Annotated in this window: 22 protein-coding genes; 11 read left to right on the top strand and 11 right to left on the bottom strand. The window is 65.6% G+C overall.

Going from position 1 to position 26,929, the window contains the following annotated elements; all coding sequences use genetic code 11:
• The first annotated feature begins 41 nt into the window (after positions 1–41).
• A complete protein-coding gene (locus V6D91_RS04700; RefSeq protein ID WP_347318219.1) occupies positions 42–1,280 on the top strand; it encodes an MFS transporter in 1,239 nt (412 codons plus the stop codon).
• Positions 1,277–1,720: a hypothetical protein gene (locus tag V6D91_RS04695; RefSeq protein ID WP_347318217.1), complete on the top strand. Its 444-nt coding sequence runs from the start codon at positions 1,277–1,279 to the stop codon at positions 1,718–1,720. The genes V6D91_RS04700 and V6D91_RS04695 overlap by 4 nt, the downstream gene beginning before the upstream one ends.
• A gap of 66 nt (positions 1,721–1,786) precedes the next feature.
• Here the strand turns inward: V6D91_RS04695 and V6D91_RS04690 are convergent, their stop codons facing one another.
• The 6 genes from V6D91_RS04690 to V6D91_RS04665 form a co-directional block, all read right to left on the bottom strand.
• Positions 1,787–2,170 carry a hypothetical protein gene (locus V6D91_RS04690; RefSeq protein WP_347318215.1) on the bottom strand — a complete coding sequence of 128 codons (384 nt, stop codon included), beginning with the start codon at positions 2,168–2,170 and terminating at the stop codon, positions 1,787–1,789.
• A gap of 68 nt (positions 2,171–2,238) precedes the next feature.
• On the bottom strand, positions 2,239–5,520 hold the full coding sequence (locus tag V6D91_RS04685) for a PilC/PilY family type IV pilus protein (protein WP_347318214.1): 3,282 nt from the start codon (positions 5,518–5,520) through the stop codon (positions 2,239–2,241).
• A gap of 11 nt (positions 5,521–5,531) precedes the next feature.
• On the bottom strand, positions 5,532–6,098 hold the full coding sequence (locus tag V6D91_RS04680) for a PilX N-terminal domain-containing pilus assembly protein (protein ID WP_347318212.1): 567 nt from the start codon (positions 6,096–6,098) through the stop codon (positions 5,532–5,534).
• A complete protein-coding gene (locus V6D91_RS04675; protein WP_347318210.1) occupies positions 6,095–7,168 on the bottom strand; it encodes a PilW family protein in 1,074 nt (357 codons plus the stop codon). The genes V6D91_RS04680 and V6D91_RS04675 overlap by 4 nt, the downstream gene beginning before the upstream one ends.
• A complete protein-coding gene (gene pilV / locus V6D91_RS04670) occupies positions 7,165–7,617 on the bottom strand; it encodes a type IV pilus modification protein PilV (RefSeq protein ID WP_347318209.1) in 453 nt (150 codons plus the stop codon). The genes V6D91_RS04675 and pilV overlap by 4 nt, the downstream gene beginning before the upstream one ends.
• 16 nt (positions 7,618–7,633) lie before the next feature.
• On the bottom strand, positions 7,634–8,227 hold the full coding sequence (locus V6D91_RS04665) for a GspH/FimT family pseudopilin (protein ID WP_347318207.1): 594 nt from the start codon (positions 8,225–8,227) through the stop codon (positions 7,634–7,636).
• A 336-nt stretch (positions 8,228–8,563) separates the two neighbouring features.
• Here V6D91_RS04665 and V6D91_RS04660 point away from each other — a divergent pair, with 336 nt between their 5' ends.
• Complete coding sequence (locus V6D91_RS04660; RefSeq protein WP_347318206.1) at positions 8,564–9,268, top strand: ProQ/FINO family protein; 705 nt, start codon at positions 8,564–8,566, stop codon at positions 9,266–9,268.
• A gap of 47 nt (positions 9,269–9,315) precedes the next feature.
• Positions 9,316–10,194 (top strand): SDR family oxidoreductase, encoded by an 879-nt coding sequence (locus tag V6D91_RS04655; protein WP_347318205.1) that lies wholly within the window; start codon positions 9,316–9,318, stop codon positions 10,192–10,194.
• A 618-nt stretch (positions 10,195–10,812) separates the two neighbouring features.
• Here V6D91_RS04655 and V6D91_RS04650 read toward each other — a convergent pair.
• Positions 10,813–11,289: a hypothetical protein gene (locus V6D91_RS04650; RefSeq protein ID WP_347318204.1), complete on the bottom strand. Its 477-nt coding sequence runs from the start codon at positions 11,287–11,289 to the stop codon at positions 10,813–10,815.
• Between the two features lie 34 nt (positions 11,290–11,323).
• The gene (locus tag V6D91_RS04645; RefSeq protein WP_347318202.1) at positions 11,324–11,755 is read right to left on the bottom strand and encodes a hypothetical protein; all 432 of its coding nucleotides are present in this window, start codon (positions 11,753–11,755) and stop codon (positions 11,324–11,326) included.
• Between the two features lie 57 nt (positions 11,756–11,812).
• Between V6D91_RS04645 and hemB the strand changes: the two genes are divergently transcribed.
• The 5 genes from hemB to recG all read left to right on the top strand — a co-directional run bounded on the left by hemB (position 11,813) and on the right by recG (position 21,106).
• A complete protein-coding gene (gene hemB, locus V6D91_RS04640) occupies positions 11,813–12,814 on the top strand; it encodes a porphobilinogen synthase (protein WP_347318200.1) in 1,002 nt (333 codons plus the stop codon).
• Positions 12,815–12,833: 19 nt separating this feature from the next.
• Positions 12,834–15,305: a cation-transporting P-type ATPase gene (locus tag V6D91_RS04635; protein ID WP_347318198.1), complete on the top strand. Its 2,472-nt coding sequence runs from the start codon at positions 12,834–12,836 to the stop codon at positions 15,303–15,305.
• Between the two features lie 172 nt (positions 15,306–15,477).
• Positions 15,478–16,902 (top strand): DEAD/DEAH box helicase, encoded by a 1,425-nt coding sequence (locus tag V6D91_RS04630; RefSeq protein ID WP_347318196.1) that lies wholly within the window; start codon positions 15,478–15,480, stop codon positions 16,900–16,902.
• 38 nt (positions 16,903–16,940) lie between these two features.
• On the top strand, positions 16,941–18,893 hold the full coding sequence (locus V6D91_RS04625) for a U32 family peptidase (protein ID WP_347318194.1): 1,953 nt from the start codon (positions 16,941–16,943) through the stop codon (positions 18,891–18,893).
• 146 nt (positions 18,894–19,039) lie between these two features.
• The gene (recG, locus tag V6D91_RS04620) at positions 19,040–21,106 is read left to right on the top strand and encodes an ATP-dependent DNA helicase RecG (protein WP_347318192.1); all 2,067 of its coding nucleotides are present in this window, start codon (positions 19,040–19,042) and stop codon (positions 21,104–21,106) included.
• Positions 21,107–21,198: 92 nt separating this feature from the next.
• Here recG and V6D91_RS04615 read toward each other — a convergent pair whose 3' ends face one another.
• From V6D91_RS04615 to V6D91_RS04605, 3 genes are all read right to left on the bottom strand, one after another.
• Positions 21,199–23,232, bottom strand: a complete 2,034-nt coding sequence (locus V6D91_RS04615; RefSeq protein WP_347318190.1) for a hypothetical protein — start codon at positions 23,230–23,232, stop codon at positions 21,199–21,201.
• Positions 23,233–23,314: 82 nt separating this feature from the next.
• Positions 23,315–25,225, bottom strand: coding sequence for an alkaline phosphatase PhoX (locus tag V6D91_RS04610; protein ID WP_347318188.1), 1,911 nt, complete (start codon positions 25,223–25,225; stop codon positions 23,315–23,317).
• Between the two features lie 123 nt (positions 25,226–25,348).
• Entirely contained in the window at positions 25,349–25,624 is a 276-nt protein-coding gene (locus tag V6D91_RS04605; protein WP_347318187.1) for a hypothetical protein, read from the bottom strand.
• Positions 25,625–25,751: 127 nt separating this feature from the next.
• On the opposite strand from V6D91_RS04605, the gene V6D91_RS04600 reads away from it, so the two are divergent.
• Both V6D91_RS04600 and nfi read left to right on the top strand, forming a co-directional pair.
• Entirely contained in the window at positions 25,752–26,228 is a 477-nt protein-coding gene (locus V6D91_RS04600; RefSeq protein ID WP_347318185.1) for a chorismate lyase, read from the top strand.
• Positions 26,225–26,917 carry a deoxyribonuclease V gene (nfi, locus tag V6D91_RS04595; RefSeq protein WP_347318183.1) on the top strand — a complete coding sequence of 231 codons (693 nt, stop codon included), beginning with the start codon at positions 26,225–26,227 and terminating at the stop codon, positions 26,915–26,917. The genes V6D91_RS04600 and nfi overlap by 4 nt, the downstream gene beginning before the upstream one ends.
• The last annotated feature ends 12 nt before the right edge of the window (positions 26,918–26,929 follow it).

The following is a 26,929-nucleotide window of genomic DNA, read 5'->3' as shown; positions in this document are numbered from 1 at the left end:
CGGCGTGTCGCCGCGATCGAAGACGCCTGCCCCTCCCCTGTATGCCCATCAACCGCCGCCTGCTTCTGATGCTGCCGCTCGGGTTTGCCTCCGGGCTGCCCCTGCCGCTCTCCTCCAGCACCGTGCAGGCCTGGTTGACGGTGGAAGGGGTCGCCATTGCCACCATCGGCCTGTTCGCCCTCACCGGGCTGCCGTACACCCTCAAATTCCTCTGGGCGCCGCTGGTGGATCGCTTCGTGCCGCTGCCGGTCGGTCGCCGCCGCGCCTGGCTGTTGCTCACCCAGACCGTGCTCGCCCTCACGCTCGCCGGCCTGGCCAGTCTCGATCCGCACAACCAGCTGCTGCTGATCGCAGGCCTAGCCCTCTTGATCGCCTTCTTTTCCGCCACCCAGGACATCGCCTTCGATGCCCTGCGCACCGATGTCCTCCAGCCCACCGAGCGCGGCTTGGGGGCGGCCCTCTCGGTGACCGGCTACCGCCTGGCCATGCTGGTGGCGGGGGCCGGGGCGCTCATCCTTGGGGAGCACTGGGGCTGGGCCAACACCTTCCTGCTGATGGCCGGCCTCATGGCCAGCACCCTCGTCGTCACCCTGCTCACCCCGGAGCCGGCGGGCGTGCCCGCGCCGCGCAGCCTTCGCGATGCGGTCGTGGGCCCGCTGGCCGCCTTCTTCGCCCGTCCGGAGGCCTGGGGCCTCATCCTGCTCGTCGTCCTCTACAAGCTGGGCGATGCCTTTGCCGGCAGCCTGACCACGGCCTTCCTCATCCGCGGCGCGGGCTTCACCCCCACCGACGTCGGGCTGGTGAACAAGGGCTTTGGCCTTGCGGCCACCCTGATCGGCGCCCTGGCGGGCGGGCTGTGGCTGATGCGCCTCGGCCTGTTCCGTGCCCTGATGCTGTTTGGCATCCTGCAGGCCGTCACCAACCTCGGCTTTTTCGCGCTGTCCCTGAGCCCGCAGCATTATCCGCTCATGGTCGTGGTGGTGGGGCTGGAGAACCTGGCCGGCGGCATGGGCACCGCGGCCTTCGTCGCCCTGCTGATGGGGCTGTGCGAGGTGCGCTACTCCGCCACCCAGTTCGCCCTGCTCTCCGCGCTGGCCTCCTTGGGGCGGGTGCTGCTCGGCCCAGTGGCGGGCGGCGTGGTGACATGGCTGGATTGGCCGCTATTCTTTGTACTGACGTTCCTCGCCGCGCTGCCAGGGCTGTGGTGGCTGAATCGGATGCGCCCCGCGGTCGAGGCGGCCCACCGTAACCCTAATGCACCCGCGGGGGGTGAATCATGAGCAAACACCTTGTCCTTGCCGCCCTTGCCAGCAGCGTTCTGCTCGGTGGCTGCGTCCATGCTGATCCGGAGCGCGATCACCGCTACTACGATGATCGGCATTACGACGACCGGTACTACGACGACCGCCGCGGGGACGCCAGCCTGAGCCTGCAGTTCACCTTCACCAACCGCGAACGGATCTATCTCAACGACTACTACCGCCGCAACCTGCCGCCGGGGCTGGCCAAGCAGGGCAAGATCCCCCCGGGCCATGCCAAGCGCCTGGCACGCGGTATGCCTTGGCCGCCCGGCGTACCCTACTACTCTCTGCCTCACTACATTGAGCGCGACCTCCAGCCGCTGCCGCGCGGCTATGCCCGCTTCATCGTCGGCCCGGACATCGTCATCGTCGACCTGGGCGCACGCATCATCGTCGATGCCTTCCGCCTCGATCTCTGACGATGCTGTGGGATCTCCGGATGAATGATGCGGCCGGAAATCAGAAAACCCCGCTTCCAGCTTGCATCATGGCGCAAGGGAAGCGGATTTGAGCTGCTCATCTAAGACGATCAATTCCAACACGCCATCCGGGCGTGATTTAAAAGACAGCGGATAGCCGCGTAGTTTTGCAAGTCGCTCAGGTAAGTCGCTGATTTGGCTTGCAGTCGTGAGCCTTGATCCTTGGCTGGATTTGGTCTGAACCTGCGTGATTTGTGGGTCGATGCGATAGACCTTGCCTTGAACCAGGAGGGTCATGCTGCCTGGATCGAAGAAGCCAAGATTACCCCCTTCTTCCAGTAAGAGGGGGCGAACCATATTTTCTTCCGCATGGAGTCCTATGGGGCATGCCAAGGCCATCCCCAGGCCCAAGAGCAGTGCAGAAAAACGATTTTTCACAAAATTTTTCATGCCCTATACCCATCTTGGAAGGGGGAGACGACCCAAAGCATCCCCGCCCTGCCCCTTGGAAAGACGTTTCATTGAGTGATGATTTCGCGCCAGCCGATCCGGCGTGGGGTCGTGGCTCCCCCCAGGTTCACTCGTACACGACCGAGTTGCCCCGTGGAACCTGAGACAAAGCATTGATCGCCAATGCACACGGGGTCGGTGGGCATGCCCACTCCCAGATCAATCGATGCAATGGGGTCATCACCGCGATTATCGGTGGCATCGAATTTCGCATCATCGTTCACGTCAAAGAACGTGAATGACAGATTGCCTCCGGTGAATGGATCAATGGCATTGATGTAACCGCGACCGCCGGGGGTGCAGCTATCCCCCTCCGGGATGCGGCTGCTGGCCATGAGCACCGGATTTACCGCTTTGAGGAGGATCTGGGTGCCCACCATGCGTTCTCCTTCAGCCACGTTGTTCGTGACGAGGTCGGCATACCATCCCTTCATCCCGACCATGTCATTGTTGGCGGCCTTGGAGAAGGTGCGCACCAGCTTTCCACTTTGCAGGGTCGAATAACTGATGGTCCGCTGACGAAGCAGGGAGCGGTCACTGATCGTCGAGCTCTCGTCAATCAGGCCGTACCAAGTCTGAACGCTCTTGTTGTTCGGGTCATCGCTCGTGAGGTAACGCCCCGTGCCAAAGAAGATGAAGACTTTCCCTATGTGAGGGTCGTTTGTCTGGTTGTTCTTGACGACCAGAGGAGCCCCGCTGATGGGTTGAGCCTGGTTGGCATTGTTTCGAGCAATGAAGAACGGCTGTCCGCCAAAGGCCACGGTCCGGGTGGTCAGATTGAATTTCCAAAGGTTTCCCAGCTGATCGCCGGCATAGGCCACATCGACATCGCCGTCGCCGTCCACATCATAAACGCCGGGTGTGGATAGGCCGTTGCTCTGTGTGGGCGATCCCGTGTTGGTGTCGATCTTGGCGTCGACGGCACCCGTTGTGGGGTTGATGATGTAAAGAACGGCTTTTTCATTGGTGCTGTTGACACCGTTACCGGTGATCACCCGCCAACCCAAACCATCGACCTTGGTAATCACGGGCTTGCCGAGGATGAACCCCATGTCCGGGTCACCGTTATTGGCCGTGAGGTCCCATAGGATGTCGTTTTTCTGGAACCCGGCCGGATTGCCTACATCGAGGCCAAACAAGCCCTTGCCACCGCGCCCGAGGGCTGCAACGAGCCAGGATTGCCCTCCCGTCTCAGACGGGTCGGACACCGCGATCTCGCCATCGACAAAATAACGGTGGTTGTAGGTCGGATCCGAAAGCTGTTTCAGATACGCATAGGTGCCAAGGGGTACGTAAGCAAAAAGCTCCTCGCCCGTACGTGCATTGAACGCATGCAGCATTCCATCATTGGCGCCGACGAAAAGGGTATCGCTTGTCTTGGCATAGACAGGGGAGGAGTTCACGATGTCACCCAGACGGCCCTCCCGATTGCGGAAGGTCCCCCCCTGATTTTGCTCCTTGGTTTGATCACCCCGGAGATAATTGAGGACATCCTCCGAGCCGAGGTTCGCCTGCTGGGTGTTGTCGATCTGGTTCCATGTGAACGTGATTTTGGTGCCGCTGCTTGTGACGGAAAAAATATTTCGGCTGCTTGCGCTGGGGATCAGCGTGGCGGCATTCCAGGAGGGGATCGATGAGGCACCGCTTTGGGTGACGGCGTAGGCGAGTAACTCTCCCGTCCATACCCCAGACTTGTAACGGGCCTGGTAGACCATGCTCCCCGTGTCGATCTTGGTGCTGTTCCCTGCAACGTTGGATGCGGCCGCCACACGGTTGGCGATGGAACCAAGGGTGCGCTTGAGCCCGTCCGCAAACTCTTGTGGGTTCTGGGCAGCGACGAACTCCCCATGGCCATCCACCGTGGCGTGCCACAGGTCATCGGATTTGGCCGCATTCGAATTGCTCGGGTTGGGCCAGCTCTTGGCCCCGGAGGTCAATGCGGCCAAGTCAGTCGTGGGGTTCAGGGACCCACTCACCCCGAGGGAAAGGGCGTAGGTGGCCATATGCTGCCAGAAGGCGGGGTCTGCCGAGGTGGTCGCCACATCGTTCTTGAGATCGGTGCGCAGATCCCGTTTCCAGTATTTCATGGCCACGTCGGCCAGAGTGTTGCTCCAGTCATCCTTGAATGGGCGGGATGCTGTGTACTTGTAGGTGGTCTGTCCATCGGCGTGGGTGATCGTGCTGCCGTCCGTGTTGTCCTGGTTTCCTACGGTCCCACCGTTGATGTCCGAATCGTTCCAGTAGCCATCGGTGGTGAGAATGGTGAAATTCTGACGGCACGAGAGCGCGGGGTCCGGGCGGAAATAATCAAGGTTGGTCTCGACCTGCTTGCCCACGGCATCGAGCGCCGAGCGAAGCGGCGTGCCAGACGTTCCTATCGGGGTTTGGAACAGGCGGGTATAGAAATCAAGGCGCTCGCTTGTGGTAAAGCCAAGATTGTTGGGGGGCGGGTGCTTCCAGCCCGTCTGATGGATGGTGGCAAAGCCTACACGGTAGTTGTCGCCAAGGGTGCTGAATGCCAGGCTCGTTCCAGCTCGAACGGCGAGGATACGGGAGCGATAGTAACTAAACCAGTTGGCAAAGTTCTGGAGCTCTTGTGCGGCGGTGCGCCCCCACGGGGTTGTGGAGATGCTCTTTTCCGTACTGCTTTTCTTGGCTAGATCCCATTCATAAAGGGCGCCGTTACGATATTGATAACGAATGTAGTTCGTCTTGTCGGTGGTGCTTCCGGAGCCCTTGTAAACATAATAAGTAATGGGCCAGAAGGTATGGCTTGACCATGAGCCACTATTCCAATAAGCGGAGCGGGTTTGCTGCGCGGTGAGATCGATGCTTCCGCGCCCGGGCTCATAGGGGTTGTAATAGGCGTTGGTCGCAACCGCTTGGTCAAAGCTCGTCCCATCGTGCTTCGCCCAAGGGGTGTATTCCTGGCGAGGGTTGTAGTAGACAACGTTTATGGTTGAAGACCGCAAATATACGGCTTCATTCGCCGTGGTATCGAATTTCATGACGTAATACGGGTACATGTCGCCCCCATAGACATGGGCGCCGCCGTATCCGGTGCCTTGTCCCTCACCCGGCGGTGGGAACATGTAATAAGCATAGAGATAATCCTCGGGCATGATTTCCCACTGCATGCTCCCGGAGTCATCGAGCAGGTAGAAAAGGTTGGGAGCCACAGCGGCCCCGGTTTGAAGTGGCACGGCAGGAATGGTCAAGGCCCCATGGGCGTGTGCAGTCCATTGCGCTAAGGCCGCAGCCAGAACCAGAGAAGTGTATGGGCGTTTCATCATTGACCACCCTAGTTCGTCAAGTAGGTTGATTGGAGCATGACCTGTGCCCGATTGGCGCCCGGAATGCTTCTGGCGGTGATCCGGTACTGGGCGCAATTGGGCTGGCTGGTTGCATCTTCGGGGTTGCAGGGAAAGTTATTGCCGAGGTATTCGACGAAGTATTGCGGGGTTCCGGCAAGATCATTGACCTTGGCGGCATTGGCCCAGTTGTTAAAGGTGGAATCGAGCCAACGCGCATCACAGTCTGGGTCAGGCTGTGCGCACAATCCTTGTGCATTGCATGGGGATGTATTGCAGTTGCTATCGCTGTCTGTATACAGCCCCGCATTGGGGAAGGCAGAGTTTTTCGGGGAGGCGGTAGACTGCGCAAGGGCCACGGCTTCACCCGCGCGAAGGGCAGCCTCAGCGGCCTGGAAGGCGAGGCTGCGATCGTAGCTGGCCGCTGTCATTTTCTCATCCATGACGGTGGTGCGAATGCTGCTGAGCCCCAGGATGGTCATGATCAAAAGCAAGATCAATGCAACGATCAGAGCTGCGCCTTGCTGGTGTTCGGGCGTTTTGGGATACGCATTCATGACGCAAACTCCCGCTCGCGCAGACTGATGACGTGCATGAAGGTGCGGGGGATCGCCTGACCATCCACGCCGACGTTATTGGTGGTGGCCATGATGAGCGTGAGTCGTACAGCGACGACGTTCGCCCAATCTGTTACGGATGCTGCACTCACGTAGCTGGCGGGGAGGGTTGGCGGGGTGCCTGGTGTGATTTGGAGATACTCCAGGAGCATGTCGGTAACCCCTTCGGCGATTTCCTGGGCTTGTGCTTGCGGCGCGCCGCTGAAGTTGAGCCGATAGAGTGAACGTCCCCCCCGGGCATTGTTGCCGATGTACCAGAACGAGGCATTGAGGCGTGCAATGAAGCCGCCTTTGCTAAAGGTTTTTGCTGTGCCATTCGCCGAGGTGCAGTCGGTGGGTATGCCCAGTCCTTTGCTACAGTTTCCAGGCGATGTCCCGCCTGTGTTGTGGACGATGGTTGCATTGGCCTGGTTGGCGTTCGTCACTTGAAAGATGGCGGCCGATTGGCGGTCGCAGGCCATGACGATTTCGTCATTCTGAATGCCGTGATTGGTCTTGTTAACCTTGAATTGCGCAGATGTGGGGTCATGGGTAGTGATCGTGACCCCCTCGAAAAGGCTCGCCGAGAGGACAAGAATCGCATCGGTATTCGTTGCCCGCAGCCCGGGGGTGGTGCCGAAGGCCTGCGGCCCCGGGGTGTTCCCGGCATACCCTCTGAGTGGGCCCTGGGCATTCCAGCTCCACCAGCCCCCACCGCCATTGATGACATTGGCTACCGGTTTCGTGCCACACGGTGTTCCACCCGCCTCACGAACCTCCCTGGCCATGGATTCGAAGGCAAAGCGGGCATTCTCTTGCAGGCGCGCGAGATTTTCGGTGGTGCGGAAGGTTTGCTGATTGGACAAAAAGATGCTTACGGCAGCGCCGATGACAACTAGCCCCAAGACGAGGGCGATCATCAATTCGACGAGGGAGAAACCAGAGATACTTGTTCTTGGTCCCATGGGATGTTTCCCCTTCGGACTGAGCGCTGCAGCGTTCTTGGCCGATCTTGCGGCTGCGTGGGTCATAGCCGCGTCCTCGTTTCTATCATCTGGTCAGCACTGCCGGACGTTCCCCGTGAGTCATCCCAGTAGATCCGAACAACGCAGTCGTTGCCTTGGCAGGTGATCTCGCCGCAGGTCGATGCGTTGTCGCCGAGGTTTTCTTTGATGGCCTGAAGCCAGACATGCTGATCATGGGAAATGATGTTGCCCGCATCGGCAACGATGGTGCAGGTCTTGCCAAGATTGTAAGAGCCGTTGATCGCTGCCGCACGATTGACCCGCATCGCATCGAGCATGAAGTAGCTGAGCATCACGACTTGACTACGTGTGAGGCTGCTTTGGCTGTTTTTCAGCGCGTTTGCCTGAAGTGCGGCAATCCCCAGTAAGCCGATGGACAAGATGAGCGTGGAGATCAGAACTTCGATGAGTCCGACACCGCGCTGATATCGTTGAGAAAGAAACAGAGGATTCATGGCTTGCCGAAGATGCTCAAGGTGCGGGGCAACTCGCCGGAAGGCCCGTCGGACGTTGGATCGTGGCTCGGCCGGCGCTGTTGATGACGATGTCTCGTGCACGGTCGTCATTGCCCACGAAGGAGGAGCTCGAGCAGATGCGGATAGTGCCGGCGAGAAAGTTGCCGTTCATCTGTCGGCTCGACCCGTCGCCCGTGAACGAGATGTAGAGCTGAAGATCTGTGGCGCCACTCTTGATCGAGAGATCGCTGGATAGCTGTCCTCCGCCTCTGGAGACGATGCGGCTCGTGCCCTCGACTTGGGGAGGGCTTTGTGTCACTGGATCCGTGAAAACCATCCAGCCTCGTCCCCAGTCGGAGGCGGCGGATGTGTCGCATTGGTTGGCCGTGGGAGTGGCTTTGCACAGGGTGACACGGCCGTGCGTGCGTATGGCCTCTGTGCGGGTGAGTTGGATGGCCGCCAGTAAATCGTTGGCGGCTGTCGTCAACCGCGCATTCACGATGGTGGACATGAAGCTCGGTACGGCGATCCCCATGATGATGGCCAGCACTGCAATAGTGACCATCAGTTCGATGAGAGTGAAACCGAGGCTTTTAGTGCGGGGAAGCATGGGGCAGGAATATCCTTGCGCCTGGGTGGTTTCTGGATTGAACATCAATGGCAAAAAAAGTCAAGGGCATTTTGGTGGTGCGATGAGCTTGCTCTTTGCACTCTGGGGAAGCGTTGTGCCATGAGGGGAATGTCGACGAGATGTGCTGCAGTCCAGGATGGTCGGCGGGGTGCTTCATGCCACCGAGGATGATGCAGGGGAAGCATTTGAAGCGCAGAGACCGGATTCGGGCTTCGGGGACATGCTGATAAACTGAACATAGTTGAGCCTCAGGCTGGATGGACCTTTGCCCCTGTTCCATGGACGACTTCCTTCCTTTATCGTTTGAGACCCCCGATGGAAAACCAGCATCCCCTCGATGCCGCCCCGGAATTGGCTGAGGCCGTGACTGCCGAAGCCGTTGCCGAGCCGACCCTCGCCACCTCCGATGTGGGCGAGCAGTCCAAGGCGCGTCACCCCCGTACCCTTGTCGCCCGTCTGGCGGAGGCCTATCCCACCGCCTTCTCCCTTGACGGCCGCAAGGTGCGTCCTCTCGCCGTGGGCATCCTCAAGGAGCTGCAGGCCGCGCGTGAAGGCGAGGGGGGGCATGGCCTCTCGATGCAGGAGCTGCGCCGCGCCCTGCGCTACTACACCCAGGGCGCGGCTTATCATCGCGCCGTGGCGCGCGGCGATGCGCGCGTGAATTTGGCGGGCGAGGCCGTGGGTGAGGTTTCCGAGGATCAGAAGGCGCATGCCGAGGCGCGGCTGGCCGAACTGGCGCCCAAGCTGCCGAAGCGTCCTGAGCGCCCGGTCCGGAAGGCCGGGGAGGGTGAGGGCGGTGAGGCGCCGGCCGAGCGTCCCCGCCGGCCGCGTAAGCCAGCCAGTGCGCGGGGAGAGGCTCGTGCCGAGGGCAAGGGCGAGGGTCGCAAGCCGCGCCGCGAGGCCGGTGCCCCCCGCCCCGCGCGTGCCGAGCGCCCGGCCCGCAGGGAGGAGCCCAGCGCGCCGGTGCTCAGTGCCGAGGAAAAGCTCAACCTGCTGCTGGAGAAGTTTGGCAGCAAATGAGCCGTGCGGCGCAATCCATCCATGGGTTCCGCCCTTCGGGTGTCGCCTTGCGGCGACCCAGCGCCGTGCCCGACGGCGTTGCTCCTGTCTTCATCGTCGGTTATGGCGATATCGGTCGGCGCGTCGCGGCCTTGTGGCATGAGAAGGGCGGCCCTGTGGCCGCCCTTGTGCGTTCTAGGCGGGACACCGGACCCACCCGCCCAGCGCAGGGTGATCTGGATGATCCCCAGACCCTGCTCCGCCTGCCGACCCACGGCGCGATCCTGTTCCACTTCGCGCCGCCGTCGCCCGCCGGCCTGGCTGACTGCCGCACCACCCACCTGCTCGCTGCGCTCGAGCCCAGCCCGCCCCGGCGCATCGTCTACATCTCCACCTCCGGGGTGTATGGCGACTGCGGCGGCGCCTGGGTCGATGAAACCCGCTCCGTGAACCCCGGCAACGACCGCGCCCGCCGCCGTGTGGATGCCGAGCGGCAGCTTGCCGACTTCGCCGCGCGCCATGCCATCCCGCTTGTCATCCTGCGCGTGCCCGGCATCTACGGCCCTGGCCGGCTGCCGCTGGAGCGCCTCCGCCGCGGCGAGCCCGTGGTCTGCCCGGAGGTGGCCCCGTGGAGCAACCGCATCCATGCCGATGACCTCGCTGCCATCGCCGTCCGTGCGGGCGAGGACGATGCCCCGGCCGGGATCTACAACGCCAGCGACGATCAGCCCTCCAGCATGACCGACTATCTCTACCGGTTGGCCGACGCCGCAGGACTCCACCGCCCGCCCTGCGTGAGTCTGGAAGAGGCCCGCCGGACCTTCTCACCCGGACTTTTGGAGTACCTGAACGAATCGCGCCGACTGGACAACCGGCGGATGAAGGAGGTGCTGGGGGTGAGGCTGCGCTACCCGACCCTGAGCGAGGGGCTGGCGAGGTTGCGGTAGGCACTGGGTGGGCTCCGATGTGGGCGGCGTGCCGCCGCGGCACGCGGCTCCCACAACCGGAATGCCTCCTTGCTCCCCTCCCCCTTCAGGGGGGGAGGGGATGGGGGAGAGGGTGAAACCCACCTGGTCTGGAAGGAGCGCAGCAAGAGCCATAAAGCCCCACGATCCAGACTGTTTCAAAAGGGCTGTCCTGCCCTTTTGAAACTCGCCTGGTCCTCCTCTCACGCCCTTCCGGCATCCATGCCGGAAGCCCCTGCGGGGTTCGGCCTTCGAGAACGTCGCGGTACATGCCCGCGACGGGCTCCGAGAATCAATCACTTATTGTGATTGATTCTCGCGCGAGCCATCCATGGCTCGCATTTCCAGGCTGTGTCAAAGGCTTTTGACACAGCCTGGATCGCGGCCTTCGACCTTCAGGGCACCTCGACAAACCTCCTGAACGCGACGCTGGCGCAGCCTGCGGGGCCGATGGCTGCGTCGCTGCTTCGCTCACCCCCTCCCCAACCCTCCCCCCTCCAGGGGGAGGGGCTGCCCACGCTCGGGTCTTGGCCCACCTCCAAACGTCCAAGGGACTCGGGGGGCTACGCAAACAAGACAGTTGCTCCCACGCAAATCAACTCAGCCCAACGTATCGCGCTGATCCCCTGCATAGTCAGGCCGCTTCATCCCTTCAAGCCGGGCGGTCGCCGCCGCAATCGCCAGCAACTCCTTCAAAGGCCGCATGGCCTTCGGCTGGTCGAACAGGGGAAGCGTCCGCAGCATGGCGTGCCGTCGCAGCAGCGCAAGGTAGCCCGGCCCGGGTAGGCGATGGGCCAGCCGTTTTTCCGCCGCGTCGAGCCAGTCCCACGCCCCCTTCATCCGCCGTGCCAGCATGACCTGGCCGGTGATGAGCTCGACGGCGGCGCGCTGGAGGTCGTCGTCTGCCTCGGCCATGAGCACCTCGCGCTGCATCGTGGCGGGTAGGCCGAGCATGAGGCGCAGACGTAGGGCCTCGAGGCGCTCCGTCCAGGCCGTGGCCGTGCCAAGCCTTGCGAGGCGGGTCTCGGCCTCGCCTTGGTCGAGGGGTTCAGCGTGCCAGGCGGCGAGGTCGAGCATGGCCCCTCACCCCGCCCTGTTGCGGGACGGGGCCTCAGCCTTCATGAAAGGCCTTGCAGAGGGGCGAGTCGTCCGGGTTTTCGACCGCGTCCGCGATCTTCGCCACGAACTGGCCGAGCTCCTCGGGGCTGAGGACGGTGAGGATGCGGCGCACCATGTCGGGCTCGACGCGGGCGAGGGACTGGCTGCCGTCCGCAAGGTGGACGACGATGCCGACCGCGGAGAGGCGGACGTCCCCGCCGATGGCATCGGCCCAGCTCTGGCCTTCCTCGTCCAGCTCGAGGGCGAGGGCCTCCAGCTCGTCCTCGATCTCGGGGGTGAGCCCTTCTTCCTGCACGCGGACGATGGTGGCGCCGGTGCCGATGGCATCCTCATGCCAGGAAGCGGTCAGGCCGCGGGCGCGGGCGGCCTCGAGGAAGCGCTCATGGGCGCCGGGGTGGAGGAAGGCGAACTCGATGAATGCCATGGCCCAATCTCGGGTAAGGGTCGTTAGAATGGATGCATGCTGAATGAGGATTCTCTAATGTTCAACCGTGCCTTTTCCATGACCCGCATGCGCCGCATGCGCCGTGACGATTTCAGCCGCCGCCTGATGCGCGAGACCCGCTTGAGCGCCGATGACCTGATCCTGCCCGTGTTCGTGCTGGAAGGGGCGGGGCGTACGGAGCCGGTGGTCTCCATGCCGGGCGTGGAGAGGCAGTCCATCGACGTGCTGCTTTCCACTGCCGAACGGGCCATGGAACTCGGCATCCCCATGCTGGCGATCTTCCCCGTCACCCCGCTGGAGAAGAAGTCGCTGGATGCCGCCGAGGCGTGGAACCCGGACGGGCTCGCCCAGCGCGCGGTGCGCGAGCTGAAGGCCCGCTTCCCCGAGCTTGGAGTGATGACCGACGTGGCGCTGGATCCGTTTACCACCCACGGTCAGGACGGGCTGATCGACGCCTCCGGCTATGTGCTGAACGACGAGACGGTGGAGGCGCTGGTGAAACAGGCCCTCTCCCATGCCGAGGCGGGCGCTGACGTGGTCGCGCCCAGCGACATGATGGACGGCCGCATCGGCCTGATCCGCGAGGCGCTGGAGTCTGAAGGTCACATCCACACCCGGATCATGGCCTATTCCGCCAAGTACGCCTCCAGCTTCTACGGCCCGTTCCGCGACGCCGTGGGTTCCGCGGGTAACCTGGGCAAGGGCAACAAGTCGACCTACCAGATGGACCCGGCCAATTCGGATGAGGCCCTGCACGAGGTGGCGCTGGACCTGCAGGAGGGCGCGGACATGGTGATGGTCAAGCCGGGGCTGCCTTACCTCGACATCGTGCGCCGTATCAAGGACACCTTTCGCGCCCCGACCTTCGTTTACCAGGTCTCGGGCGAGTACGCCATGCTTAAGGCCGCCGCGCAGAACGGCTGGCTGGACTGGGAGAAGTGCATGCTCGAGAGCCTGGTGTCGATCAAGCGCGCCGGGGCGGATGGCATCCTGACCTACGCCGCGCTGGACGTGGCGGGCTGGCTGAGGGGGCGCTGAGACTGGCGCGGGGCCGCGTGTGAACCGTCTGCTGCCCACCGGGCGCCTCGGCGGGCTCGGGGACGACGAGCGGGGCCTGACGGCCGAGGAGGCCGCGTCCCGCCGGGGGCGCCACGGGCCGAACATCATCATCGAAACACCGCCGCACGACTGGCGGACCCTGATCGCCGACACCCTCAAGGACCCGATGCTGTGGTTCCTGTTGGTGGCGAGCGGGCTGTTCGCCTTCGTCGGCGAGCTCACCGAATCGGTCATCCTGCTGCTGGCCTTGATTCCGATCTTCGGCATGGATGCCTTCCTGCACCGGCGCACCCAGGCCTCGGTCGCGGGCTTGAGCCGGCAGCTCGCCACCCAGGCCCGCGTCATTCGTGACGGACGGGCCGTCACCCTGCCCGCCACGGAGCTGGTGCCGGGCGACCTGGTGGAGCTCGGCCCGGGCGAGGCTTTCCCGGCGGACGGCGTGCTGGTCCGGGCGGAAGGGCTGCAGGTCGACGAGTCGGCGCTCACCGGTGAGGCCTATCCCGTGCGCAAGCAGGCCCTGTCCGGTTGGCCGTCCGACGGCCACGAGCTCCCCGTCGAGGGCGGGCATCTGGGCCTGGCCGGGACCCGCGTGCTGACCGGCACGGCGCGCCTGCGTGTGGTCTGGACGGGGGCGGAGACGTTGTACGGTGAGATCGTCCGCTCGGCCCTGAGCGGCTCGCGCGAACGCACGCCGCTGCAGCAGGCGGTGGCTGGGCTCGTCACCATCCTCATCGTGGCCGCGCTGGTCATCTGCGTGGCGCTCGCCGCCGTGCGGCTGGCCCAGGGGCACGGGCTGGTCGACGCCATCCTCAGTGCGGTGACCCTCGCCGTGGCCGCCATTCCTGAGGAATTCCCGGTGGTGCTGACCTTCTTCCTCGGTGTCGGTGTGTACCGCCTGGCCCGGCGCCAGGCCCTGGTGCGGCGGGCGGTGGTGGTCGAGAACATCGGCCGGGTGACGGCCATCTGCTCCGACAAGACCGGCACGATCACCGAGGGGCGTTTGATCCTCGCCCACATCCTCCCGGCCGATCCCGCAGGCGAGGCGTCGATCCGGCGGGCCGCCCTGGCCGCCTCGCGCGCGGAGAGCGGCGACCCGATGGACCGGGCCATCCTCGAGGCGTTCGGGGCGTCGGCCGGGGGCGAGCGGGTGCAGAGCTTCCCGTTCACCGAGGACCGCAAGCGCGAGACCGGTGTGGTGCGCGAGGGCGGGCGGCTGTTGGCGGCAGTGAAGGGGGCGCCCGAGGTGGTGCTTGGGCAGTGCGCCATCGACGCCGCCGAGGCCGGGACTTGGCTGGCACGCGTCGCTGAGCTGGCCGGCAGCGGCCATAAGGTCATCGCCTGCGCCAGTCGGGAACTGGACGGGGCCTGGGCAGGCGGTGAGCCGGATCGGGGCTTTGCCTTCGCCGGTCTGCTCGCGTTCGAGGATCCGGTGCGGCCCGAGGCGTCGACGGCGGTACGGACCTGCCAGGATGCGCGGATCCAGGTCGTCATGGTCACCGGCGACCATCCGGCCACCGCGCGGGCCGTGGCGCGGGAGATTGGCCTCGGCGGGGACGCGCCGGTCGTCATCGTCGGTGACGAACTGGAGCAGCGTATCCGGGCCACGCAGGGGGCCATTGCGCGTGAGATCGACGTGGTGGCGCGCGCCACGCCGGCGCAGAAGCTGACCTTGGTGCGCGCCCTGCAGGGGCAGGGGGAGATCGTGGCCGTGACCGGCGACGGGGTGAATGACGTACCCGCGCTGCAGGCGGCCGACATCGGCATCGCCATGGGCGGGCGTGGCACCCAGAGCGCGCGCGAGGTGGCGGCCATCGTACTGCTGGACGACAACTTCCGCAGCATCGTGAGCGCCATCGCCGAGGGGCGCCAGCTGTTCACCAACCTGCAGCTGAGCTTCCTGTACCTGCTGATGGTGCACATCCCGCTGGTCGTCACGGCGGCGCTGGTGCCGCTGCTCGGCTACCCCTTGCTCTACCTGCCGATCCATATCGTCTGGCTGGAGCTGATCATCCACCCCACCGCCCTGCTGGCCTTCCAGGACTTGCCCGGCAACCACCGTCTCGCGCCGCCCCACCGTGGCCGTCGGGTGCGCTTCTTCGGTGCGCGGCAGTGGTTGGCGATCGCCCTCGCCGGAGGCATGACGACCGGACTTGTGCTGCTCAACTATCTCTACAGCCTGGGTGGCGGCAACAACGTCGAGCATGCACGGGCGATGGCGCTGATGACTCTGGGCGCCGCCAGCGCGGGGTTCGCCGCTACACTCAGCCGCCTGCGCGGCAGGTCCGCGCGGACGATCGTTGCGGCGACCCTCGGCCTGTCCTTGCTGCTGGTGCAGGTGCCTTCCATGGCGGATCTGCTGCACCTTAAGCCGCTGCACTGGGACGACCTGCTCATGGCCTCGGGCAGCGGGATCCTCGCCGCGCTGCTCGCGGCCCTCGGCTGGCCGCGCAGTGCAGGAAGATCCGATTGAACAAGTCGCGGGCTGGGCGGTCCAACTCTGCTACAATGCGCACCCTGCTCCGCATCAGTCTTGCGGCGCGTGTCTTCCGGGCCCCGTGCCCTCACCCTCGTCTGCCTTAGACTGGCGCCTCGATCTGGAAAGGGTCGGCGACAGGCCGATGTTTTTTTCGGAAAAGAAATCCATGTCCTTTGCCTCCCTTGGCCTGTCCGCCGAGATCGTCCGTGCCGTCGAAGAGCGCGGCTACACCACCCCCACCCCCATCCAGGCCCAGGCCATCCCCGCCGTGCTCACCGGCAAGGATCTTCTGGCCGGGGCGCAGACCGGCACTGGCAAGACCGCCGGCTTCACCCTGCCGCTCCTGCAGCGCCTGAATGCGACCCGCAAGGGCCCGCCCGGCCGCGGCCAGGTGCGCGCCCTGGTCCTCACACCCACCCGCGAGCTTGCCGCCCAAGTCGAGGAGAGCGTGCGCGCCTATGGCCGCTACCTGAAACTCTCCTCCATGGTCATGTTCGGCGGCGTCGGGATGCAGCCGCAGACCGACCGCCTGCGTCAGGGCGTGGACATCCTCGTCGCCACCCCGGGCCGCCTGCTCGACCACCACCAGCAGGGCAACGTCGACCTCTCCAAGGTCGAGATCCTGGTGCTGGACGAGGCCGACCGCATGCTGGACATGGGATTCATCCACGACATCAAGCGCGTGCTGGCCCTGCTGCCCGCCAAGCGGCAGAACCTGTTGTTCTCCGCCACCTTCTCGGATGAGATCAAGGCCCTGGCCGACCGCCTGCTGGACAACCCGCAACTGATCGAGGTGGCGCGCCGCAATGCCACCGCCGACACCATCGCGCAGAAGATCTACCCGGTCGACCGCGAGAAGAAGCGCCACCTGCTGGCCAAGCTGATCAAGGACAACGACTGGCACCAGGTGCTGGTGTTCACCCGCACCAAGCACGGCGCCAATCGCCTGGCCGAGCAGCTGAGCAACGACGGCATCCCCGCGCTCGCCATCCATGGCAACAAGAGCCAGTCCGCCCGCACCCGCGCGCTGTCCGAGTTCAAATCCGGCAGCCTGGCGGTGCTGGTGGCGACCGACATCGCCGCGCGCGGCATCGACATCGCCGAGCTGCCGCACGTGGTCAACTACGAGCTGCCGAACGTGCCCGAGGACTACGTGCACCGCATCGGCCGCACCGGCCGCGCGGGGGCCGAGGGCGAGGCCATCTCGCTGGTCTGCGTGGACGAGCACAAGCTGCTGCGCGACATCGAGCGCCTGATCAAGCGCGAACTGCCGCGCGAGATCGTGCCGGGCTTCGAGGTGGACCCGAGCATCAAGCCGGAACCGATCCAGAATGGCCGCAACGGTCCGCGCGGCTCGCGTGGCGGCGGCCGTCCGACACAAGGCACGGCCCGCTCCAGTGAAGGCTGCCCGCCGCGCGCCCCTCGCGCCGAGGGGGCAAATCGTACGGGCAGCGAGCGTCGCGGCCCGCGTCCGGACAACGTCGGCAACCGCGCCGAACGGCCGGCCGGCGAACGGCGTGGGCCCCGTCCCGAGGGCGCGCGCGCAGGCCAGGCCCGCAGCGGGAACCGCGCCCCGCGCCGGGGTGACTGAGGCGACGTGTTGAGCTGACTGATCGACGAGGCAAGCACATGCTCGACCATCAACTCGAACTCCTCGCCCCCGCCCGCGATGCCGAGATCGGCATCGAGGCCATCAACCATGGGGCCGATGCGGTCTACATCGGCGGTCCGGGCTTTGGTGCGCGCAAGAGCGCCGACAACAGCGTGGCCGACATCGCCCGCCTGGTCGAGTATGCCCACCGCTTCCACGCCCGCATCCACGTCACCCTCAACACCATCCTGCGCGACGATGAACTGGAACCGGCGCGCCGGCTGGTCTGGCAGCTGTTCGAGGCGGGGGCGGACTCGCTCATCATCCAGGACATGGGCCTGCTGGAGCTGGACCTGCCGCCGATTCAGTTGCACGCCAGCACCCAGTGCGACATCCGCACCCCGGAGAAGGCGCGTTTTCTGCAGGATGTGGGCCTCTCCCAGCTGGTGCTGGCGCGCGAGCTGACCCTCGAGCAGATCAAGGCCATCCGCGCCGCGACCACGGTGCCCTTGGAGTTCTTCATCCACGGCGCGCTGTGCGTGGCCTACTCCGGGCAGTGCTACATCTCCGAGGCCCACACCGGCCGCAGCGCCAACCGCGGCGAGTGCAACCAGGCCTGCCGCCTGCCGTACGAGGTGCGGGATGCCGAGGGTCGCATCCTGGCGCACGACAAGCACGTGCTGTCGATGAAGGACAACGACCAGAGCGCGAACCTCGCCGCCCTGATCGACGCCGGCATCCAGAGCTTCAAGATCGAGGGTCGCTACAAGGACATGGGCTATGTGAAGAACATCACCGCCCACTACCGCCGCCTGCTGGATGCCATCCTTGAAGAACGTCCCCAGCTTGCCCGCAGCTCCAGCGGCACCACGCGGCTGTTCTTCACCCCTGATCCCAAGCAGAACTTCAACCGCGACGCCACGGACTACTTCGTCAATGGCCGCCAGATCGACATCGGCGCCTTCGACTCGCCCAAGAACCCAGGCCAGCCGATCGGCTGGGTGGTGAAGGTCCACAAGGACGCGGTGGAGATCGAGACCGAGGAGGGGATAGAACTGCACAACGGCGATGGCCTGTGCTACTTCGACCTGCAGCGCGAACTGGTCGGCATGGCGATCAATACCGCCGAGCGGATGGCGCCCCACCGCTGGCGGGTGGTGCCGAAGGACCCCATCGGCGAGCTTAGGCACCTGCGCCCAGGGCTCACCATCAACCGCAACCGCGACATGAGCTGGGTGCGCGGGCTGGAGCGGAAATCTGCCGAACGCCGCATCAAGCTCTGGATGCGCCTGGCCGATACCGAGGACGGTCTCACCCTGACCCTGGTCGATGAGGACGGTCACCGCGCGACCGCCCATCTCCTCCTCGCCAAGGAAGCGGCCCGCGATGCCGCACGCGCGGAGGCCAGCCTGCGCGAGAACTTAAGCAAGCTCGGGGCGACGATCTTCGAGGCGGTGGAGATCGCGTTCGATCTGCGCGAACCGTGGTTCGTGCCCGCCTCCCTCGTCAATCAGCTGCGGCGCGAGGGGATCGAGGCGCTGGAAGCCGCGCGTCGGGCCGCCCTGCCGCGCCTTGAGCGCGCCAAGCCGGTCGAGCCGCCCGTGCCCTATCCTGCGGAGCACCTCACCTATCTGGCCAATGTGTTCAACCACAAGGCGCGCGACTTTTACGCCAAACATGGTGTCAAGCTCATCGACGCCGCCTTCGAGGCGCACGAGGAAGAAGGCGAGGTGTCCTTGATGATCACCAAGCACTGCGTGCGCTATTCCTTGAGCCTCTGCCCCAAGCAGACGCGCGGGGTGCTCGGCGTGCACGGCACCATCAAGGCCGAACCGCTGTGGCTCATGAACGGCAGCGAGAAACTCAAGCTGGTGTTCGACTGCAAGCCCTGCGAGATGCACGTGGTCGGCAAGCTCAAGCGCAGCGTGGCCCGCGAGCGGGCGCGCGAGGTGCAGGCCGTACCGATGCAGTTCTACCGCAGCCGGCCGTAGGCCGCCCCAGACGACTGATCGCGACGAGGGCGTCGCTCCTACACGCGGCTGTAGGAGGCCCGCCCCCGGGCCGAGCTTCTGTGGGCGGGGAGCGTCGTGATTTCCCGGCTTGCCAAGCCCAAGCCCTCCCCGCCTACAATGCCCCCATGACCCGCGCCACCTCCGCCCCGCCGCCCGTGACCGCCCTCAAGGGCGTGGGCCCGGCCTTGGCCGCACGTCTAGAGGCGCTGGGGCTTTCCACCGTGGTCGATCTTTTGCTGCATGCCCCGCTGCGCTACGAGGACCGCACCCACGTGAGCCTGATCGGCACCCTGCGCCCGGGGGAGACGGCGCAGGTGGAGGGCGAGATCCTTGCGGTGGAGTCGCGTAACGGCCGCCGGTTGCAATACCGCGCCGTGCTGGGGGATGGCAGCGGCCGGCTGACGCTGTGGTTCTTCAACCCGCCGCGCGGGCTGGCGGAGCGGCTCAAGCGCGGCCAGCGCCTGCGCGCCTATGGCACGGTCAAGGGCGGGCTGGCGGGGCTGGACATGGCCCACCCGGAGATCACGCCCCTCCCGGCGCCGCTCGACACCGCGTTGACGCCCATCTACCCCACCACCCAGGGGCTGATGCAGGGCACCCTGCGGCGGCTGATCCGCGAGGCGCTGGGCCTCTGGGCGCGCCAGTCGGAACTCTTGCCCGACCTGCTCCCGGCCCGTGTGCGCGAGGCGCTGGGCCTGCCCGATCTGCGCACGGCGCTGGAGGACCTGCATCGCCCGACCCAGGCGGCGGCCACCCCGCTGGCGACCCCTGGCGGGGCGCGGCTGGTGTTCGAAGAGCTCTTGGCCCAGCAGCTCGCCATGCGCCGCTGGCGGGCGCAGGCCGAGCAGTGGCGGGCCGAGCCGCTCGGCATCGGTGGGGCGCTGGCGGAGCAACTGATGGCGGGGCTGCCGTTCAGGCTCACCGGGGCGCAGCAGCGGGTGCTCGGGGAGATCCGCGCGGACCTCGCCCGCGACCGGCCCATGCGCCGCCTGGTGCAGGGGGATGTGGGCTCGGGCAAGACCATCGTCGCCGCGCTGGCCGCCTGCGCGGCGCTGGAGGCCGGCCGGCAGGTCGCCCTGATGGCCCCGACCGAGCTTCTGGCCGAGCAGCATGCGCGCAACCTCGCCCAGTGGTTTGCCCCGCTCGGCATCCCGGTGGCCTTCCTCGCCGGCAGTCAGAAGGGCGCGGCGCGACGGCAGGCCCTTGCGGATGTGGCCTCCGGTACGGCCCGGGTGGTCACCGGCACCCATGCCCTGTTTCAGGCGGGGGTGGCGTTCGCCCGCCTGGGGCTGATCATCATCGACGAGCAGCACCGCTTTGGCGTGCACCAGCGCCTGGCCTTGAGCGAGAAGGGCCGGCAGGGCGCGCTGCACCCGCACCAGCTGGTGATGACCGCCACCCCCATCCCGCGCACCCTGGCGATGACGGCCTACGCCGATCTGGACGTGTCGGTGCTGGACGAGCTGCCGCCGGGCCGCACCCCCGTGCACACCGCGGCGGTGCCCGACACCCGGCGCGAGGAGGTGATGGAGCGCCTCGGCCGCGCCTGCCGCGCAGGAAGGCAGGCCTACTGGGTCTGTCCGCTGATCGAGGCGAGCGAGAAACTTGAGGCCAAGGCCGCGGAGGAGGCTCACCTCGCGCTGACGGAGGCCCTGCCGGACCTGCGTATTGGCCTGGTGCACGGGCGCATGAAGCCGCGCGAGAAAGAGGCGGTGATGCAGGCGTTCAAGGCCGGGCAGCTCGACATTCTGGTGGCCACCACGGTGATCGAGGTGGGGGTGGACGTGCCCAATGCCTCGCTGATGATCATCGACAATGCCGAGCGGCTGGGGCTCGCCCAGTTGCACCAGCTGCGCGGCCGGGTGGGGCGCGGCGCGGTGGAGTCGAGCTGCGTGCTGCTGTTCTCCCCGCCGCTCTCCCAGGTGGCCAAAGAGCGCCTGGCGGTGATGCGCGAGACCAATGACGGCTTCCGCATTGCCGAGAAGGACCTGGAACTGCGTGGCCCGGGAGAGTTTCTCGGCACCCAGCAGACGGGCCTGGCGCGCCTGCGCTTTGCCGACCTTGCGCGCGACGCGGAGCTGATCCCTCAGGTGCGCGAGCTGGCGGACACCCTCCTGCGCGAGCATCCCGAGGCCGTGGAGCCCCTGATCGAACGCTGGGTGGGCGCGGGGATCGGCTATGCCAAGGTGTGAGTTGATCGGCCCGGGGGCGGGCCTCCTACAGGCGGCCCCTCTTCCCGTAGGAGCGCCGCCCCCGGCGCGATAAAACGCTGAATCAACCCTCCTTAATCAAGCAACGGCACATAATCGCGAAGGAACGTCCCCCCCTGGGCGAAGGGTTTGTCCTCGTCGATCAGGGTCGGAGTGATGCCCATCCCAAAGGTGAACTTGGCGGGATTCGTCTCGATGGGGCGGTCGGTGATCACCTCGCCCAAGACGTAGGGGCGGCCGTCCTGATGGGTAAAGCCGACCTCCGGGGTGCGGAAGTAGCGCAAGGTGAATGGGGTTTCGGCGAACACGTCCTTGCCGAAGTCGTAGCGCTGGGTGACGACCACCTGGCGGTAGCAGCGGGCGGCCTCCAGCGCCTCGCGGCGGGAAGGCAGGAACAGCTCGGGCAGGATGCGCCCTTCAGCATCCTTGTACGCCCCACGGGCGGTGAACTCACGCATGAGCTTAAGCCGTGTTTCCTGCGCGCTGCGGACAGACTCAGCCCGCCCGTCGGCCAGCGCGGCTGAGAGGCTCGGCCAGTCGGCCGAATAACCACGGGACTTGCGGATCTGGTCGGCAAGATAAGCGTCCATGCTCGCTGGCATGTCGCCATAAAGCGAGGCACCCACCACGTAGTCCAGGAAGACCTTGAACTCCCCCTGTCCCAAGGCGCGGTTATGCGGCTCAGGAAGGGTGAGTCTGCCCGGGGACTCATCCAGCACGGCCTGGGCCTTGGCGGTGTAGCCAAGGTAGTCCATCTCACGCCAGCCGGCCTCGCCTGCGAGCTTGCGCGGCAGGGCCCAGGTGCTGTCGATGGTGTTGCCGGTGCCCGAGGTGTAGACGGCGTTCTGGCCGATGTCCGGTTGACGCAGGTTCCCCGAGTGGCAGCCGACGCATTGGGTGAGTTCGGAGGGGCTTTGCGGGCGCAGGGCACCGCCTGCATCTTCGATCCAGCCACCCAGTAGCCAGCCGACGCCGTTATCGATCCAGCCTTGCTGGCGGTTGGCATAGACAGGGGCGGACTCGTCCTTGAGCCCCATGCCGAATTCTTCGGGATGCCATGGGTGCATCTTGTACATCCAGCGGATCTCCTTCACCCGGCGGGCGCGGGTGCCAGGATACGGGCTGATGCTGGGGTTGGCACCATCCGCCTCCACGTCCACGTAGTGCAGGGGGTGGGCGAACTCGGTGCCGAGCGGGTACTGGCCGCGCACGATGGCGATGCCGGCGGCGGCCCCCAGGTAATGGGTTTCGCCCTGCAGCCGGTCCTGGATATTGGCGGCTACCCGTTCGAGGTTGGCAGCATAGACGGCCAGGCTGAAGCGCCCTTCGGCGTCTTTCATGAACACTTCGGGCAGGCGGATGTAGATGCCCGAGACGCTGCCCGAGCGTGGGGTGAAGATGCCGTAGGGCATGAAATTCACCGCCCGCCAGCCGGTGATCCAGCCCTGGCCGTCCTGGAAAAAGCCGCGCTCGGCCACCGTGCTGCGGACGAAACCGTCGTTGCCGGCAGGGAGGTCGTCGGGCGCGAGGCCCGGGAAGAGGCGCAGGGGGTGGTCGATGCCGCTATCCCACTCCTTGGGCGAGCCGGGGCGCTGGGCAAAGGCCGCGCGCCAGTTGTCCTGGCGCACGTAGGCCTGCATATCCCAGTCTTCGAGTTTGAGCCCCAGGGCATCGACGGCCTTCTTCAGCACCTCTGGGCGCAGCGTGTTGATCCATGGGTTGATGCTGGAGTTGGGAACAAAGGGGTAATCGATGACCCCGAAGGCATACTCGGCCTGGAGATTGCCGACATTGGGGTTGAGCCCGGCTTGCGGGTTGTTGTTGCCGAGCCCGCGTTTCGCCACCCCGTCGGTGTGGCAGAACAGGTAGGCGTTCTGGGTGCCGAAGCTGGTTTCGATGTAGCACTGCGCCGGAATGTGGGCGTGCGGGTTCTGGAAGGTGGCGCGGCTGATGCTCTCGCCATTCAAGGGGGCGTAGGCAGGGGTCGCCGGGGGCGTTGAAGGGCTGTTCGTCTGGGTGCTGCTGTCGCCGCCGCCTTGGCAGGCGAGCAGGGCCAGCCCGACGGCAACGGCGAGGGCAGACAGTCCGAGGATGGTTTCGGTGCGCATGGTCGGTTCTTGCTTTTTCCCGAACCCAGGGATGCAAGGCTCGGGAAAAAGGGCAGGCCCGTAGGCCTGCCCGAGAGCTTCCTTACTTGCGGATCGCCGGCAGACCGCCGATGTAGCCCACATGAGCCTCCAGGCGGTAGTTGGTGACCCCATACTTGTTGCGGCCCAACAGCTCGGCGGCCTTGGCCTCCAGGCGCTGGGTCAGCGCGGCGGGCTGGGTGCTGATCCAGTCGCCCTGGTGCTGGTTGTTGCTCATGATGTAGGCATAGCCGTTCAGATCGTCCACGATCTGCAAGCCGGTGGACTCCGCACCCGCCGCGAGGTTCAGGATGCGGGAGAGTTTCTTGGTGTCCACGTTGTAGGCCCACAGGTAGTTGTTGACGTGCATGCCGGAGTCTTCGCCGATGAACAGCGTGCGCATGGCCTCGGAGTAGAACACGTTGTCGGTGTTGGCGATGCTGTTCACATCCGCGGTGTTGCCATTGGCATCGGCGGTGATCGGCTTGCCGAGCAGTGCAGTCTCGACATAGGCCTTGGTCGGCACATAGTCGGAGTTGATGGCATTGCCGGCGGTGTCCTTCTGCCCGGAGGCGAGGTCGAAGGTGTAGGTGGCGCCCGCCTTGTTTTCCTTCAGGCGCACGTGATCCACCGGCCCGCCATCGGCGGCCTTCATCGACTTCTCGATGCGGCTCATGGCGTAGTACATCTTCTTGTCGGCGTGGTTGAAGGCGACGCCCTCACCCTTGGTGAACTCGGTGGTGGCACCAAGGTAGGCGGCATAGCGGCGGGTCTCGAGGAAGGCGGCGGCCTTTTCCATGCCCGGCTTGAGCTTGACCCAGATGGTCTGCGACGAGCCTGCGCGGGTGGGAGTAAAGCCGGCCTGCTCGGTCAGCGAGGTCTCGAAGATGTCGCCGATGGTGATGCCGGAGTCGATCAGCTTCTTGATCTCGTCATAGGTGGCCGAGCCAAGCTTGACCCACTGGATGTTGGCCGTGCCGCCATCGGAACCATCCGCCGAGGTCTGGTTCCACTTGGCCGCGTACAAGGTGCCACCGGCCTTGGGATTGTTCGTCTCGTTGCCCACGAACATGAAGATGCCGGAGTACTCACCGTCATCCCCGAACACGGCGGTGCGGCCATCTTTGGCAAAGCGCGCCAGCTCCCAGGTGCCGCGGCCCATGTTGTAGAGCTTCTGCACGGCATAGGTGCCGTCCGCCTTCGGCGCGACCTCGGTGATGAACCCATAGTGGTAGGGGTTGGCGGTCTTCATGTTGTTGAAGTAGACCTCGGTCATGGCCTTCAGGCCCGCCTGGGTGGTGCTGTACTTGCTCTCGCCCGGCACGAAGTAGAGGTCGTAGTCCTCCTCGCCGCCGATGTGGGTGTTCCACGGGGAGGGGCCGCCAGCGCAGAAGATCCAGCCGCCGTTGACGGAGGAGAAGTCCACCGCGGTCTGCTTGACCAGGCTGAGCTTGCCGCTGCCATCTTGCTTGAGCTCGGTGAGGTTCATGCTCATCGGCATGCGGGAGTACCAGTTGGCGACCTTGTAGGCATCCTGTCCGTCGGCCAGGACGTCGTCATACTCCCAGTGGTTGACCAGGAACAGCTTGTCGCCCACCTTGAGCAGCGAGTTGGCATCGGCCGTTTCGGAGATCACAGGGTCGCCGTTCGGATCCTTGATCGGGTTCATGCCCACGTCAAAGAGCTGGGCAGCGGCGTATTTCTTGCCCTTGACCTCGCTCGTCTGGTCGGTGTTCTTGAACAGGGTGTTGTAGGTGAGCGGGTATTCCTTCACCGAGCCGTCGGTGTAGGTCACACGGGCGACGGAGGTGGTGTAGTTCTTGATCATCTGCTCATCGGTCGCAGCCGCCGGAGTGGCGGTGAACTCGACGCTGGAGACGAGGGGCTCGCCATCACCACCGCAGCCGGTGAGGGCGAGACCCACCGCTGCGGCGACGGCGGTGAGAGGGAAAAGGGTAAGAAGGCGCTTGTTCATGGAGGCTCCGTGGATGTGCTTGCAGAACGGAGCCGCCATGCTGGCGCGGGGTTGTGACCTCGGGGTGTCGGTAGGGTTACGTTTGTGTGAACACGTCCAGGGGCGGCGTGGCCACGGACAGGCCTAGGACTGGCCGCGGAGGCAGACCCAGCGGGCGATCAGGCTCCCTGCAAGCCAGCTGGCGATGAAAAAGACGTTGTGCGCCAGCAGGGTGAGGTCCCTTTCGAGATGGAAGAGCGAATTCTCCGGGAGGATATGCGGGGAGAGGTAGTAGAGCGCGGCCAGCGCCGCGGTGAAGGACAGCCCCCATGAGAGGGTGGCGCTCATGGTGAGGAGGCAGACGACGCCGAAGATGAGCATCCCGGCCAGTGCGGCGTAAAGGAAGTATTCATTGGGCATGGCGCGCATCCTCCGGTGACTGGCGGCCTCCACGATGGGGTGGAGATATCAGCAGTTTAGTCGCGTTCTCTGGCTTTTACTTAAGATAGGATGTGTGTCTTCCGACCTCAGGATGGCCCCTGTCCCCATGCTTGCCGTCAGACCCCGTTCCCGTCCCCCCCTGGCCTGGCTGCGCGCTCCGGGCTCGCTGACCCGACACCTGGCGCGCGTCTGTCCGGGGAGACTGGTCGTCGAGGTGCTGGGCGAGGGGTGGGCTGAGGCCGACCCCGCCAGCGCACGCCTGCTCGGGCTGCGGATCGGCGCGCGGGTGTGGCGGCGCGAGGTGCGTCTGTCCTGTCGGCATGCGGGGGCGTGGACGCCCTACGTGCATGCCATCACCCTCGGCTCGCCTGCGGCGCAGCGCAGGCTCGGTCTTGCGCGCCTCGGGCGGCGTCCGCTCGGCTCGCTGCTGTTCCGCGGTGGCGCCCGGCGACTTGAGCTTGCGGTCCTGCCGCCGGGGCGCAGCGGCCCCCGGTGGGCGCGGCGCTCGCTTTTCCTCCTGCGCGGCCATCGCCTGCTGGTGTGGGAGGCGTTCCTGGACGGCCTGCCGCCCTTCCGCCGATGAGGCTCGAAGCCCCCCATCGTTGGGACGTGACGCCCGCCGAGGCGGTGGAGATCCAGCGCGAGCTGGCCGCCCGGGTGCTGCGCGAGGGCCCTCCGATCCTCGCCGGGCGGATTGCCGGGGTGGACGTGGGCTTCGAGGCCGAAGGTCGCACCACCCGGGCGGCGGTGGCGGTGCTCGACATGCCTGCCTGCCGGGTGGTCGAGACCGCCCTCGCGCGGCTGCCCACCCGCTTCCCCTATGTCCCCGGCCTGCTCGCCTTCCGCGAGCTGCCGGCCGTGCTCATGGCGCTCGGCCAGTTGCGGCAGACGCCCGAGCTGCTGATGTGTGACGGACAGGGCATCGCCCACCCGCGCCGTCTCGGCATTGCGGCGCACCTCGGGGTGGTCACCGGTCTGCCGAGTGTCGGCGTCGGCAAGACCCGCCTGTGCGGTCGCCATGCTGAGGTGCCGAACGTGCGCGGGGCGTGGGTACCGCTCGAGGATGAGGACGAGGTGATCGGCGCCGTCCTGCGCACCCGTGCGGGGGTGAAGCCGGTCTATGTCTCGATCGGTCACCGGCTGGGTCTTGAGGCCGCGATCGCCAGCGTCATGGCCGCCGTGACCCGCTACCGCCTTCCCGCGCCGATCCGCGCCGCGCACCGGCTGGCCTCGGATACCGGCCCCCTGGGGCCCGGGATGGTGATCCGCTAACCGGCTGTCATC

Origin of the sequence: Thiofaba sp. EF100, assembly GCF_039822285.1 — a bacterium.
Classification (GTDB): domain Bacteria; phylum Pseudomonadota; class Gammaproteobacteria; order Halothiobacillales; family Halothiobacillaceae; genus Thiofaba.
This window is presented reverse-complemented; position numbering and strand designations above follow the sequence as displayed.

Bases quoted from the DNA above. Each gene is read 5' to 3' on its own strand.
- V6D91_RS04700 (WP_347318219.1), top strand. From the start codon at position 42: ATGCCCATCAACCGCCGCCTGCTTCTGATGCTGCCGCTCGGGTTTGCC.
- V6D91_RS04605 (WP_347318187.1), bottom strand. From the start codon at position 25,624: ATGCCCAATGAATACTTCCTTTACGCCGCACTGGCCGGGATGCTCATC.
- V6D91_RS04610 (WP_347318188.1), bottom strand. From the start codon at position 25,225: ATGAACAAGCGCCTTCTTACCCTTTTCCCTCTCACCGCCGTCGCCGCA.
- V6D91_RS04675 (WP_347318210.1), bottom strand. From the start codon at position 7,168: ATGACCCACGCAGCCGCAAGATCGGCCAAGAACGCTGCAGCGCTCAGT.
- V6D91_RS04680 (WP_347318212.1), bottom strand. From the start codon at position 6,098: ATGAATGCGTATCCCAAAACGCCCGAACACCAGCAAGGCGCAGCTCTG.
- V6D91_RS04600 (WP_347318185.1), top strand. From the start codon at position 25,752: ATGCTTGCCGTCAGACCCCGTTCCCGTCCCCCCCTGGCCTGGCTGCGC.
- V6D91_RS04665 (WP_347318207.1), bottom strand. From the start codon at position 8,227: ATGCTTCCCCGCACTAAAAGCCTCGGTTTCACTCTCATCGAACTGATG.
- hemB (WP_347318200.1), top strand. From the start codon at position 11,813: ATGTTCAACCGTGCCTTTTCCATGACCCGCATGCGCCGCATGCGCCGT.
- V6D91_RS04650 (WP_347318204.1), bottom strand. From the start codon at position 11,289: ATGCTCGACCTCGCCGCCTGGCACGCTGAACCCCTCGACCAAGGCGAG.
- V6D91_RS04630 (WP_347318196.1), top strand. From the start codon at position 15,478: ATGTCCTTTGCCTCCCTTGGCCTGTCCGCCGAGATCGTCCGTGCCGTC.
- V6D91_RS04660 (WP_347318206.1), top strand. From the start codon at position 8,564: ATGGAAAACCAGCATCCCCTCGATGCCGCCCCGGAATTGGCTGAGGCC.
- V6D91_RS04615 (WP_347318190.1), bottom strand. From the start codon at position 23,232: ATGCGCACCGAAACCATCCTCGGACTGTCTGCCCTCGCCGTTGCCGTC.
- V6D91_RS04685 (WP_347318214.1), bottom strand. From the start codon at position 5,520: ATGAAACGCCCATACACTTCTCTGGTTCTGGCTGCGGCCTTAGCGCAA.
- nfi (WP_347318183.1), top strand. From the start codon at position 26,225: ATGAGGCTCGAAGCCCCCCATCGTTGGGACGTGACGCCCGCCGAGGCG.
- recG (WP_347318192.1), top strand. From the start codon at position 19,040: ATGACCCGCGCCACCTCCGCCCCGCCGCCCGTGACCGCCCTCAAGGGC.
- V6D91_RS04625 (WP_347318194.1), top strand. From the start codon at position 16,941: ATGCTCGACCATCAACTCGAACTCCTCGCCCCCGCCCGCGATGCCGAG.
- V6D91_RS04690 (WP_347318215.1), bottom strand. From the start codon at position 2,170: ATGAAAAATTTTGTGAAAAATCGTTTTTCTGCACTGCTCTTGGGCCTG.
- V6D91_RS04645 (WP_347318202.1), bottom strand. From the start codon at position 11,755: ATGGCATTCATCGAGTTCGCCTTCCTCCACCCCGGCGCCCATGAGCGC.
- pilV (WP_347318209.1), bottom strand. From the start codon at position 7,617: ATGAATCCTCTGTTTCTTTCTCAACGATATCAGCGCGGTGTCGGACTC.
- V6D91_RS04695 (WP_347318217.1), top strand. From the start codon at position 1,277: ATGAGCAAACACCTTGTCCTTGCCGCCCTTGCCAGCAGCGTTCTGCTC.